Here is a 12665-nt window from a genome sequence, read left to right on the forward strand (position 1 = left end):
ACCTCTCTTACAAGGAGCAACTCATGACCAAGACTGTTATCACCAGCGACAAAGCCCCGGCCGCCATCGGCACTTACTCCCAGGCGATCAAGGCGGGTAACACCGTCTACATGTCCGGCCAGATTCCGCTGGACCCAAAGACCATGGAACTGGTTGAAGGCTTTGAAGCGCAAACCGTACAAGTCTTCGAAAACCTGAAATCCGTAGCCGAAGCCGCCGGTGGTTCGTTCAAGGACATCGTCAAGTTGAACATCTTCCTCACCGACCTGAGCCACTTCGCCAAGGTCAACGAGATCATGGGCAAGTACTTCGAACAGCCGTACCCAGCCCGCGCCGCCATCGGCGTTGCCGCCCTGCCAAAGGGCGCACAGGTTGAGATGGACGCGATCCTGGTCATCGAATAAAACACCCGGCGCAGCCTCAACAGGCTGCGCCGACTTTGTTTCAGAAGGATTTCATGATGCGCAAAGCGCTTGTAGCCACTTCGTTGCTCGCCCTGTTGCTCGGCGGCTGCGCCAGCAACCCCGCCGACCTGGATGTGAGTGGCACCTGGATCAACCAGGCCGCCATCAACGCGGCAGCCAAGGGCGGCCCTTTGCGTGAAGCGCTGCAGAGTTTTGGCCCGAACCTCGAATGGGAGGTCAACACCAAGGCTTTGCAGGCGCGCTACTACAACGGCTTTGAAGTCGCTGAAGGCAAATTGCTCGGCGATAAATCCGGCGCCTGGAGCGTCGAGTTCTACGGCAGCTCCGCCACCGAACTCAAGCGCAAAGGCAAACAACTGCTGCAAGTGGCCAACGATAACGAGCCTGAGCAACTGTTCGCCCGTGCCAAGGATCCCGCTCCGGAAGGTGCGCCACTGGGTGCCAACTTCGAGCGGGCGCTATATGCAGCCTACATGGGCGGCGACTGGAAGATTACCGACGGCAACGGCAGCGGCTCCACGGTGCAGTTCCAGGCCGACGGCAAGGTCGCCGGCCTGCCAGGCGTCGACCGCTACTCGCTGTGCCTGGCTGGCGACTGCGCCTCCATGAGCGGCGGCTACGACAGTATCTGGCTGCAATTGAACGGCCAGGGCAACCCGTGGATCTTCGCGCGCAAAGGCAAGCAGCTGGAAATCTTCCAGGCGATCAACACCGCCCTGGCCGACGAAGTGCCGCAGTTCACACCCGGCCCGCGCCAATGGCTGCTTGAGAAGAAATAGAACCAAATGTGGGAGCCGGCTTGCCTGCGATGACGGTGGTTCAGTCGAGATAGATGTCGACTGATACTTCGCTATCGCAGGCAAGCCAGCTCCCGCATTTTTTTGTTTCAGCCCTTGAGAATCGCAGCATAGCCTTCGCGATAAGTCGGGTAGGTCGGCATCCAGCCCAACGCCTTGGCCCGGGCGTTGCTGCATTGCTTGCTGCCTGCACGTCTTACACTGGCGTCATCCGCCCACTCCGTCACGCCCAGGTATTCGCGCAACCAGCCCACCACCTCCGCCAAGGGCGCTGGGGCATCGTCGACACCGATGTAGATTTTTTCCAGCGAGCCGCCCTGCTCAATATGGCGTAGCAAAAAGGCCAGCAAACCTGCCGCATCATCGGCGTGAATCCGGTTGCCATATAAAGGTGGATCGATTGCCACACGATAGCCTTGGCGCACCTGGGTCAGCAGCCATTCACGGCCAGGACCGTAAATACCGGTCAAGCGCACGATGCTCGCCGGGATACCGCTGTTGAGAGCCACTTGCTCGGCTTCCAACATGACCTGGCCGGAATAGCCCTTCGCTTGGGTCTCGGAGGTTTCGTCGACCCACTCACCATTCTGCTGGCCGTACACGCTGCTGCTGGACACAAACAGCAAATGTTTGGGCGTTTGGCCGTAGTCGTTCAGCCACTCCAGCACATGCTGCAACCCTTGCACGTATGCCGCACGATACCCGGCCTCATCGTGGTCGGTGGCGGCTGCGCAATACACCAGGTAATCCACTGCACCGATCGGCCAGGTCTCAGGGCAATCCTTTTTGAACAGGTCGCCGGCAATACCGATCACGCCATCGGGGAGCTTTGAAATATCACGGCGCAGGCCGTGAACCTCCCATTCCGAGGCCAGCAATTGGCTAGCCAGCCGACTACCCACATCGCCGCAACCGGCAATCACAACAGAAGGCGCAGACATCATAAAACTCCGTTCTTAAAGGTCTAGATTAGCCTTCGCAGATGACGAGCGGCCAGAAAAAGGACAAATAAAGTAACTGTATTACTTCTGTTAACAAGAATTACTTGCAATAATAACCGCCCATTTGTCCTCGACCCCCAAGGGTCTGGCAGGACGATCACTCCATTTTTTCTCTCAGGTCCGGCCAGCATGACACGTAATACAAACCCCGCTTCGCCAACCAAGCTTCACAGCCCATCCCGCGCCTGGCGTGCGATTGCTGCGCTGCTGTTCAGCGTACTGCTGGCACCGACCGCCGCCTTCGCTGATGCCACCGCCCCAACCGCACCGGCTGCTGCCGAGCACACTGGCGCCACGCCTGCCGCTCCTGTGGCTGCGCCGGTTGCCACCGACCCGGCCCAGGCTGCAGGCGATGCAGCACCTGCCGACCAAACCGGTGTAGTGCTGGAAGAAGACAACAGCCTGGGCATGGCCCATGACCTGTCGCCTTGGGGCATGTACCAGAACGCTGACGTGGTGGTAAAAGCCGTGATGATCGGCCTGGCCATCGCCTCGATCATCACCTGGACCATCTGGATCGCCAAGGGCTTCGAGCTGCTGGGGGCCAAGCGCCGCCTGCGCACTGAAATCGTCCACCTGAAAAAAGCCACCACCCTCAAGGAAGCCAGCGACAGTGCGACCAAGAAGGGCACCCTGGCCAACCTGCTGGTACACGACGCGCTGGAAGAAATGCGCCTGTCGGTCAATACCCGCGAAAAAGAAGGGATCAAGGAGCGCGTCAGCTTCCGCCTCGAACGCCTGGTTGCAGCCTGTGGCCGTAACATGAGCAGCGGCACTGGCGTACTCGCCACCATCGGTTCCACCGCACCGTTTGTCGGCCTGTTCGGCACCGTGTGGGGCATCATGAACAGCTTTATCGGCATCGCCAAAACCCAGACCACCAACCTCGCCGTCGTCGCCCCCGGCATTGCCGAAGCCCTGCTGGCAACCGCCCTGGGCCTGGTTGCCGCGATTCCTGCGGTGGTGATCTACAACGTCTTCGCCCGTTCGATTGCCGGCTACAAGGCCCAGGTATCGGACGCGTCGGCAGAAGTCCTGCTGCTGGTCAGCCGCGACCTCGATCACCTGCCTACCGAGCGCAGCTCGCAACCGCACATGGTGAAAGTGGGGTAATCGGCCATGGGCCTGCATTTGAATCAAGGCGACGACGAACTCGTCGAGAACCACGAGATCAACGTCACGCCGTTTATCGACGTAATGCTCGTGCTGCTGATTATCTTCATGGTGGCGGCGCCGCTGGCGACCGTGGATATCAAGGTCGACCTGCCCGCGTCCAGCGCCAAGCCTGCGCCGCGGCCAGAGAAGCCGATTTTCCTCAGCGTCAAGGCAGACCAACGTCTGTTCCTGGGCGAAGAAGAAGTCAAAGCTGAAACCCTGGGCCCGGTGCTCGACGCCAAGACCCAGGGCAAGAAAGACACGACGATCTTCTTCCAGGCCGACAAAGGCGTGGACTACGGCGACCTGATGAGCGTGATGGACGCGCTGCGCGCAGCCGGCTACCTTAAGGTCGGCCTGGTCGGACTTGAGACGGCAGCCAAGAAATGATCACGACGCGCCACAAACTGACGCGTTATGGCACCAGCCTCGCCGTCGTGCTGGGCGTGCATGCCGTCGCGATCATCATCGCGCTCCAGTGGTCCGCGCCGCATCCGGTAACGTTGCCACCGGCGGCCATGGTCATCGACCTGGCGCCGATGCCTGCACCGCCACCGCCGGCGCCGCCCAAGGTTGTCACGCCGCCACAGCCGCCTGCCCCCGTGGAAGAGCTGCCCCTGCCAAAACTGGCCGAGGCGCCGAAGCCAACGATCCAGGTGCCCAAGCCGGTCAAGCCAAAACCCAAACCTCAGCCGCCCAAGCCGGTGGAGAAGAAGCCCGAGCCGCCCAAGGAAAAACCTTCCGAAGAGCCGCCGAGCGAATCGCCACAAAACAATGCGCCGGCTGAAAAGTCCGCCCAGCCGGTTCCGGGCCCGTCGCCACAACAGATCGCAGCCAAAGCGTCCTGGGAAGGCACCCTGCTGGCGCACTTGCAGAAGTACAAGAAGTACCCGCCAGGCGCCCAACAGCGCGGCAAGGAAGGCTTGAACCGCCTGCGCTTTGTGGTCGATGGCGAAGGCAACGTGCTGTCCTACGAGTTGGTGGGCCGCTCCGGCAACGCCGATCTGGACCGTGCGACCCTGGACATGATCCGTCGTGCCCAGCCCTTGCCCAAGCCACCGGCCGACATGCTGAAAGGCGGCAGCGTCGAAATCGTCGCGCCGTTTGTTTACAACATCGAAAAACGTCGTCGTTAACCCTCTGCGTGGGCACCTGTCGGGTGCCCACGGTTGCTGCTCCCTCCTCTCTCACACCCGCCAACCTGAACCTGGATTGAACAGGCTTCGCGTCGGCGCAATCTTCACTTGTAACATTTAATTACAATGCCAATCATCCGCGAATAGTTCTCATTAGTGGATATCCGGTGTGCCCAACCTCGCCCGATTGACCCTCGCCCTGCTCGCGTTTCCGCTCGCCGCCCATGCGGATCGCCTGGTCACGCTAAACATTCAAAACCACACCTTCACCCCTTCAAGTTTCGAAGTGCCGGCGGGCGAACGCTTTCGTATTCAACTCACCAGCCATGACGAAAGCGTGGATGAGTTCGAAAGCTATGACATGAAGTTCGAGAAAATCATCGTCCCCGGCAACACCATCACGGTTTTCGCCGGCCCGCTGCACCCTGGCACCTACACCTTTTTCGATGACTACCACCCAGACCAGGCCAAAGGCACGGTCACCGCCGTCGCGCCGAAGGAGTAGCCCATGCTCGCGTGTCTATTGATCGTGTTTCGTGAAGTGCTGGAAGCCGGGATTGTGGTCGGGATCATCATGGCCGCCACTCAGGGCCTGGCACGCCGCGGCCTGTTTATTGGCGGCGGAGTCGCAGCCGGCGTACTCGGGGCCGGCCTGCTTGCGCTGTTCACTGGTGCAATCACCCAAGCGCTACAAGGGTTTGGTCAGGAAATCTTCAACGCAGCGATTTTGATCGTGGCGGTCCTCATGCTCGGTTGGCACAACCTGTGGATGGCCACCCATGGGCGCGAACTGGCGACGCAACTGCGCAGCGCCGGCAATGCGGTGCTGCGTGGGGAGAAATCGCTCTGGGCATTAGCCGTGGTGATCACCGTGGCAGTGTTGCGCGAAGGCTCGGAAATAGTGCTGTTCCTTTACGGCATTGCCGCCTCGACCCAGACCGACCCGCTGACGATGCTGGTCGGCGGCGTGCTCGGCATCATTGCCGGCGCGGCGCTATCGTGGCTGCTATATCGCGGCCTGGTCGCCATCAGCCTGAAACGCCTGTTCTCGATCACCTCCTGGATGATTGCCCTGCTCGCCGCCGGAATGGCCGGGCGCGCCGCCGCGATCCTTGCCGGCATCGACCTGATTCCTGCCTGGGGCTATCAGCTCTGGGATACCTCCTGGCTGGTGTCCGACGCCAGTCTCACCGGCAGGGCGCTGCAAGCGCTGGTGGGCTACACCGATCGACCGCTGGGTGTGCAGCTGGTTGCCTGGGTCGCCACGCTACTGCTCTTGGTGATGGGCAGCCGATTGATTCACTCACGTTCCACCTCCCAAGGAGCTACCCAATGAAACACCTGAGCAAACCCCTGGCTGCCGCGCTGCTATTGGCCGGCACCGTGGTCATGTCGACCCTGGCACAGGCACGCGAATATCCGATTGGCGGCCCGGTACAGGCCAACGACATGGAAATCGCATCCTCCTACCTGGTCGGCATCGAAATGGCGCCGATGCCGCCGGGCATGGTCATGAGCAAGGACTCGGTGCACCTGGAAACCGACGTCCACGCCACCGCCGACAACAAATACGGCCTGGCCAACGGTGAATGGGTGCCGTACCTGACCATCAGTTACTCGCTGGTCAAGCAAGGCGCGCCGGACTACAAGGAAATCGGCACCCTGCTGCCGATGGTCGCCAAAGACGGCGCCCACTACGCCAACAACGTGAAGATGGACGGCCCCGGCACCTACACCGTGGTACTGCGTTACGAGAGCCCGCAGATCAAAGGTTTCTTCCATCACGTTGACAAAGAAACCGGCGTACCGGAATGGTGGTCTCCCTTCACCGAAACCTTCACCTTCAAGTACCCACAGAATTAAGCGCTTACTTACGACACCCGATTACCGGGTGTCGTAAACACCACAGTGTCTGATAACGTGCGTCTATCGATTGCAGCCGGTATGCTTGGCCCGCAACCTCATGGACGCCCGCTATGACTCTTACAGAATTACGCTACATCGTGACCCTCGCCCAAGAACAGCACTTCGGCCACGCGGCCGAGCGTTGCCATGTCAGCCAGCCGACGCTGTCGGTGGGTGTGAAAAAGCTTGAAGACGAACTCGGTGTGCTGATTTTCGAGCGCAGCAAGAGCGCCGTGCGCCTCACGCCGGTGGGCGAAGGCATCGTTGCCCAGGCCCAAAAGGTACTGGAGCAAGCGCAAAGCATTCGCGAGCTGGCCCAGGCCGGCAAGAACCAGCTGACCGCACCGCTCAAAGTCGGCGCCATCTACACCGTCGGCCCGTACCTGTTCCCGCATCTGATTCCGCAACTGCACCGCGTTGCGCCGCAGATGCCGCTGTATATCGAAGAAAACTTTACCCACGTACTGCGCGACAAACTGCGCAACGGTGAGCTCGACGCGATCATCATCGCCCTGCCGTTCAACGAAGCAGACGTGCTGACCCTGCCGCTCTACGACGAGCCGTTCTACGTGCTGATGCCGGCCTCCCACCCGTGGACGCAGAAAGACACCATCGACGCCGGCCTGCTCAACGACAAGAGCCTGTTGCTGCTGGGCGAAGGCCACTGCTTCCGCGACCAGGTACTGGAAGCCTGCCCGACCCTGACCAAGGGCAACGACGGCGCCAAGCACACCACCGTGGAATCCAGCTCCCTGGAAACCATCCGGCACATGGTCGCGTCCGGCCTGGGCATTTCGATTCTGCCGCTGTCGGCGGTGGACAGCCATCACTACGCTCCCGGCGTGATCGAAGTGCGCCCTCTGACGCCACCGGTGCCGTTCCGTACCGTGGCGATTGCCTGGCGCGCGAGCTTCCCACGCCCGAAAGCCATTGAGATCCTCGCCGACTCGATCCGCCTGTGTTCGGTGGCCAAACCGCCTGCTGCGAGCTAAGCAAACGTATGACTGAGCTGTCGCAGGTGTCGGTGACGGCACTTAAAGGTGTCGGTGACGCCATGGCCGAGAAGTTGGCCAAGGTCGGCCTGGAAAACCTCCAGGACGTGCTGTTCCACCTGCCCCTGCGTTATCAGGACCGCACACGCGTCGTGCCCATCGGCCACTTGCGCCCTGGGCAGGATGCGGTGGTCGAAGGCACGGTCAGCGGCGCCGACGTGGTCATGGGCAAGCGCCGCAGTTTAGTCGTGCGCCTGCAGGACGGCACGGGCGGCCTGAGCCTGCGCTTCTACCATTTCAGCAACGCGCAAAAGGACGGCCTCAAGCGTGGTACCCGCGTGCGTTGCTATGGCGAAGCGCGCCCCGGCGCCTCCGGCCTGGAAATCTACCACCCGGAATACCGTGCCATCACCGGTGACGAGCCGCCGCCGGTCGACACCACGCTCACACCGATCTACCCGCTGACCGAAGGCCTGACCCAGCAACGCCTGCGCCAGCTGTGTATGCAAACGCTGACGATGCTCGGCCCCAAAAGCCTGCCCGATTGGCTACCTCTGGAGCTGGCGCGCGACTATCAACTGGCGCCGCTGGACGATGCGATTCGCTACCTGCATAACCCACCCGCCGACGCTGACGTCGACGAACTTGCACTGGGCCATCACTGGGCTCAGCATCGCCTGGCCTTCGAAGAACTGCTGACCCACCAACTGTCCCAGCAGCGCCTGCGCGAAAGCATGCGCTCCCTGCGCGCGCCGGCGATGCCCAAGGCCACGCGCCTGCCCGCCCAATACCTGGCCAACCTTGGCTTTGCGCCGACGGGCGCCCAACAACGGGTAGGTAATGAAATCGCCTACGATCTCAGCCAGCATGAACCGATGCTGCGCCTGATCCAGGGCGACGTGGGCGCGGGCAAGACCGTGGTTGCCGCCCTCGCCGCCTTGCAGGCATTGGAAGCCGGTTACCAGGTGGCGCTGATGGCGCCTACCGAAATCCTCGCTGAACAGCACTTCATCACCTTCAAGCGCTGGCTCGAACCCTTGGGCCTGGAAGTGGCGTGGCTGGCCGGCAAGCTCAAGGGCAAGGTGCGTGCCGCCGCCCTGGAGCAGATCGCCGGTGGCGCACCGATGGTGGTGGGCACTCACGCCTTGTTCCAGGACGAAGTGCAGTTCAAGAACCTGGCGCTGGTGATCATCGACGAACAGCACCGCTTCGGCGTGCAGCAGCGTCTCGCGTTACGCCAGAAAGGCGTGGGTGGGCGCATGAACCCGCACCAGTTGATCATGACCGCCACGCCGATCCCGCGCACCCTGGCGATGAGCGCCTACGCCGACCTCGACACCTCGATCCTCGATGAGCTGCCGCCCGGCCGCACCCCGGTCAACACCGTGCTGGTCACCGACACGCGCCGCGTCGAAGTGATCGAGCGCGTGCGCGGCGCCTGCGCCGAAGGCCGTCAGGCGTACTGGGTGTGTACGCTGATCGAAGAGTCCGAAGAACTGACCTGCCAGGCCGCCGAAACCACCTTTGAAGACCTCACCAGCGCTCTGGGCGAACTTAAGGTCGGGCTGATCCACGGGCGCATGAAGCCTGCGGAAAAAGCCGCGGTGATGGCCGAGTTCAAAGCTGGCAACCTGCAACTGTTGGTGGCCACCACGGTGATTGAGGTCGGCGTGGACGTGCCCAACGCCAGCCTGATGATCATCGAAAACCCCGAACGCCTGGGCCTGGCCCAACTGCACCAACTGCGCGGCCGTGTCGGCCGGGGCAGCGCCGCCAGCCACTGCGTGCTGCTGTACCACCCGCCGCTGTCACAGATCGGCCGTCAGCGCCTGGGCATCATGCGCGAAACCAACGACGGTTTTATCATCGCCGAAAAAGACCTCGAACTGCGCGGCCCCGGTGAAATGCTCGGCACCCGCCAGACCGGCCTGTTGCAATTCAAGGTCGCCGACCTGATGCGCGATGCCGACCTGCTGCCTGCCGTGCGTGATGCGGCGCAAGCGCTGCTGGAGCGTTGGCCGGAGCATGTCAGCCCTTTGCTGGATCGCTGGCTCAGGCACGGGCAGCAATACGGCCAAGTGTGACGCCTGACTCACTTATCCAACCAACAGATGTATCAAGCTGGTTATACTCCAATGACTGTAAGAAATTGGATCAGGCCATGTCAGAAGTCGCCCTCGCCACAGCCCCACTGACCGCCCCGCCGGTCATTCGGGCTCTGCTCGCAAAGCTCGCCATCCCTTACACGGAAGTGACCGAACACGCCGGCCTGAATCCCGCACAAAAGGTCCAGGCGGTGCTGCTGGAAGATGCCGTGGGCGCACTCATGGTGCTGTTCCCCCAGAGCCAGTTACTCGACCTCAACCGCTTGGCAGAACTGACCGGCCGTCGCCTCACGGCCGTGTCGCCGGACCGCATCGAACGCATGCTGGCCAAGCACGACTTGAGCCTGTTGCCGGGCTTGCCGGCGCTGACCAGCTCGCCATGCCTGTACGAAGGCAGCCTGCTCAACGAGCCAAGCCTGTTGGTGCACTCCGGTGAAGCCGGGCTGCTGCTGGAGATCGCCAGCGGCGATTTCAAGAGCATGCTCACCAAGGCCAGTGCCGGGCACTTCGGCGAACCGCTGAGCAACATCCGCCCTAACCTCGACCGCCCCAATGATGACCGCGAGGAAATCACCCAGGCGATGCAAGCGTTCACCGCACGCCGTATCCAGCAGCGTCTGGAAGCGACTATCGAGATTCCACCACTGGCCGACACCGCACAGAAAATCATCAAGCTGCGCGTCGACCCCAACGCCACCATCGATGACATTACCAGCGTCGTCGAAACCGACCCGGCCCTTGCGGCCCAAGTGGTGAGCTGGGCCGCGTCGCCGTACTACGCCTCGCCGGGCAAGATTCGTTCAGTCGAAGACGCCATCGTGCGCGTGTTGGGCTTTGACCTGGTGATCAACCTGGCGCTGGGCCTGGCCCTGGGCAAAACCCTGAGCCTGCCCAAGGATCATCCGCACCAGTCCACGCCGTACTGGCACCAGTCGATCTACACCGCCGCCGTGATCGAAGGCCTGACCCGCGCCATGCCCCGCGCCCAGCGCCCGGAAGCCGGCCTGACGTACCTCGCCGGCCTGCTGCACAACTTCGGCTACTTGCTGCTGGCCCATGTGTTCCCGCCACACTTCTCGCTGATCTGCCGTCACCTGGAGGTCAACCCGCACCTGTGTCACAGCTATGTCGAACAGCATCTGCTGGGCATCAGCCGCGAGCAGATCGGCGCCTGGCTGATGCGCTACTGGGATATGCCGGACGAACTGTCCACCGCCCTGCGCTTCCAGCACGACCCGACCTATGACGGGCAATATGCCGAATACCCGAATCTGGTGTGCCTGGCGGTACGCCTGCTGCGCAGCCGTGGGATTGGTTCCGGGCCGGATGAAGCCATCCCGGACGCCCTGCTGGAACGCCTGGGCCTGAGCCGGGAAAAGGCTGAAGAAGTGGTCGGTAAAGTGCTGGATGCCGAAGTGCTGTTGCGCGAGCTGGCATCCCAGTTCAGCCAGGGATAAGTCTGCCGCCTGCTGCATAGCTTTCGCAGGCAAGCCAGCTCCCACACCTGACCGCGTTCCAGCGTTGGAATGCAGTCAACTGTGGGAGCTGGCTTGCCTGCGATGAATACAACTCGGTCTGCCTGAAAGACTCGCGTTAGCAGGACACCGCAGACGATATGCCATTGATATCGCCTTCGCACAGGGTTCGACCCTGAAATAAACATGAGATCGACCCCCTCTCGATATGAGTTTTCAATGCAAGAAAAGCGAACAATAGTTTTATATTTTAAACACGCGCCTCACCGTAACAACTTGAAGTTAATATATGCAGCAACATATAACGTTGAACTGATCACCCCTTCCGACCCACATAGCGAATGTGCCCAATCCGTACCTGGAGTTTCTTATGAACGTCACTTCGCCCTTTTCATTTACGCCTTCTCCTCCACTATCTCAACAGCCCAAACCCCCGCAAGAAAATTTTGTAAAGATCGTACATGATCGCGATTCAAGCGGTCACATCGTCTCTATTAGCGTCACTGAAAACCAGGCCGACATCAGAATTAAAAAAGAACTCGACGGAAGACTGGTTGCCTTTATAAATGGAAGACCACATGCGCTGGACGTTCCAAACTCTGGCAGCAGCACCCTCAACATCACCACAGGCCGCTACAAAGATCGTATAACGATCGACGACGACGTTAGGGTCACCGCTAACGTAAAATCCGGAGCCGGCGACGACTTTGTACAAACAGGTGGTGGCTTTGCCAACGTGGACACAGCAGACGGCGATGATCACGTACAACTCAGCACCGGGGGAGGTTATGTAAAGGGCGGAAACGGCAATGATAGACTGTTTGCGGGCAGTGGCAAAAGCGAACTTCACGGTGAAGGCGGAGAAAACTTTTTTACCACCGATATACCCACGCACAACGCAGGAAACACTCACATACGCTCATCGGGACTCCGTGACACGATATTCGCTCGCGCAGGCGAAGTAGACATTGAGGTTCGGGCAGGAAACGCTAAAATCCAGGTAAACAAAGAAGCAAGTGTTAAGATCAATCTTTATTCAGACAGTATCGGTAGCGAGATTACCCTCAAGGGTCGAGATACTGCAGCGCACATTTCCAAGCGAACTAAAACAAAACTTATTCGTGAATAAAAATACCTTTCCTGGAAACAAGCGTTCGGGGCAATCGCTGCCCTGAACACCGACAAGAACTAACGTATTGTCTTTTTACGCGGCTTCAAATACTTGGTCAGCCCCTGGAACCAAATCACCAGCGCCGGGTTGCCCTTGATCTGGATCGACTTGTCCTGAATCCCCGTCATGAACGCCAGTTGCTTGTTTTTCGCCTGCATCGTGGCGAAGCCGTAGGCGGCATCTTTAAAGGCAATGGCAAACGCGGGCGACGGGTGAACACCTGAACGGCTGGTGATGCGCTGGTCTTTGACGATGAAGTGACGGGCAACCTTGCCGTCGAGGGTCTGCAACTGGAACGCCAGGTCTTTGTCACCCAGCTGTTGCTGAAAGGCAGGATTGGTGCGGCTGGCTTTGCCCATCATCAGGCCCAGCACCCACAGCAGAAGACGAAATTTCATGCACACAGCCTCAGTGTATTTATTAAGTGGCCGCAGCAGTGTAACGATTTACCGGCAGAACGCCACCGATCTCGCGCTTTAGCAGGAGATCGGCAGGCGTTTAAC

At 60.5% G+C, this 12665-nt stretch carries 14 protein-coding genes; 12 read left to right on the plus strand and 2 right to left on the minus strand.

Features of this window, described 5'->3' with window-relative positions:
* Positions 1–23 precede the first annotated feature (23 nt).
* Positions 24–404 carry a RidA family protein gene (locus tag BFP92_RS27475; protein ID WP_003176922.1) on the plus strand — a complete coding sequence of 127 codons (381 nt, stop codon included), beginning with the start codon at positions 24–26 and terminating at the stop codon, positions 402–404.
* A gap of 56 nt (positions 405–460) precedes the next feature.
* Positions 461–1204 (plus strand): hypothetical protein, encoded by a 744-nt coding sequence (locus BFP92_RS27480; RefSeq protein WP_065931903.1) that lies wholly within the window; start codon positions 461–463, stop codon positions 1202–1204.
* A gap of 107 nt (positions 1205–1311) precedes the next feature.
* On the opposite strand, the gene BFP92_RS27485 is transcribed toward BFP92_RS27480, so the two are convergent.
* Positions 1312–2163, minus strand: coding sequence for an SDR family oxidoreductase (locus BFP92_RS27485; protein ID WP_065931904.1), 852 nt, complete (start codon positions 2161–2163; stop codon positions 1312–1314).
* A 189-nt stretch (positions 2164–2352) separates the two neighbouring features.
* On the opposite strand from BFP92_RS27485, the gene exbB reads away from it, so the two are divergent.
* From exbB to BFP92_RS31565, 10 genes are all read left to right on the plus strand, one after another.
* Complete coding sequence (exbB, locus tag BFP92_RS27490; protein WP_065931905.1) at positions 2353–3336, plus strand: tonB-system energizer ExbB; 984 nt, start codon at positions 2353–2355, stop codon at positions 3334–3336.
* 6 nt (positions 3337–3342) lie between these two features.
* Positions 3343–3768 carry a TonB system transport protein ExbD gene (exbD, locus tag BFP92_RS27495; RefSeq protein WP_003195519.1) on the plus strand — a complete coding sequence of 142 codons (426 nt, stop codon included), beginning with the start codon at positions 3343–3345 and terminating at the stop codon, positions 3766–3768.
* Positions 3765–4514, plus strand: coding sequence for an energy transducer TonB family protein (locus tag BFP92_RS27500; RefSeq protein WP_065931906.1), 750 nt, complete (start codon positions 3765–3767; stop codon positions 4512–4514). Before exbD ends, BFP92_RS27500 begins: the two co-directional genes overlap by 4 nt.
* A 169-nt stretch (positions 4515–4683) precedes the next feature.
* A complete protein-coding gene (locus BFP92_RS27505) occupies positions 4684–5019 on the plus strand; it encodes a cupredoxin domain-containing protein (protein WP_170875876.1) in 336 nt (111 codons plus the stop codon).
* Positions 5020–5022: 3 nt separating this feature from the next.
* Positions 5023–5850, plus strand: coding sequence for an FTR1 family iron permease (locus BFP92_RS27510; protein WP_065931907.1), 828 nt, complete (start codon positions 5023–5025; stop codon positions 5848–5850).
* Positions 5847–6377: an iron transporter gene (locus tag BFP92_RS27515; RefSeq protein WP_065931908.1), complete on the plus strand. Its 531-nt coding sequence runs from the start codon at positions 5847–5849 to the stop codon at positions 6375–6377. The genes BFP92_RS27510 and BFP92_RS27515 overlap by 4 nt, the downstream gene beginning before the upstream one ends.
* Before the next feature lie 113 nt (positions 6378–6490).
* Positions 6491–7411 (plus strand): hydrogen peroxide-inducible genes activator, encoded by a 921-nt coding sequence (locus BFP92_RS27520; protein ID WP_015886540.1) that lies wholly within the window; start codon positions 6491–6493, stop codon positions 7409–7411.
* A gap of 8 nt (positions 7412–7419) precedes the next feature.
* The gene (gene recG / locus BFP92_RS27525) at positions 7420–9495 is read left to right on the plus strand and encodes an ATP-dependent DNA helicase RecG (protein WP_065931937.1); all 2076 of its coding nucleotides are present in this window, start codon (positions 7420–7422) and stop codon (positions 9493–9495) included.
* A 77-nt stretch (positions 9496–9572) separates the two neighbouring features.
* Complete coding sequence (locus BFP92_RS27530) at positions 9573–10973, plus strand: aminoacyl-tRNA deacylase and HDOD domain-containing protein (RefSeq protein ID WP_065931909.1); 1401 nt, start codon at positions 9573–9575, stop codon at positions 10971–10973.
* A 388-nt stretch (positions 10974–11361) separates the two neighbouring features.
* On the plus strand, positions 11362–12120 hold the full coding sequence (locus BFP92_RS31565; RefSeq protein ID WP_139114127.1) for a hypothetical protein: 759 nt from the start codon (positions 11362–11364) through the stop codon (positions 12118–12120).
* A gap of 59 nt (positions 12121–12179) precedes the next feature.
* Here BFP92_RS31565 and BFP92_RS27540 read toward each other — a convergent pair whose 3' ends face one another.
* A complete protein-coding gene (locus tag BFP92_RS27540) occupies positions 12180–12560 on the minus strand; it encodes a helicase (RefSeq protein WP_065931911.1) in 381 nt (126 codons plus the stop codon).
* Positions 12561–12665: the final 105 nt, after the last annotated feature.

The sequence above is a fragment of the Pseudomonas sp. 58 R 3 genome, assembly GCF_900006605.1.
GTDB classification, from domain to species: domain Bacteria; phylum Pseudomonadota; class Gammaproteobacteria; order Pseudomonadales; family Pseudomonadaceae; genus Aquipseudomonas; species Aquipseudomonas salomonii.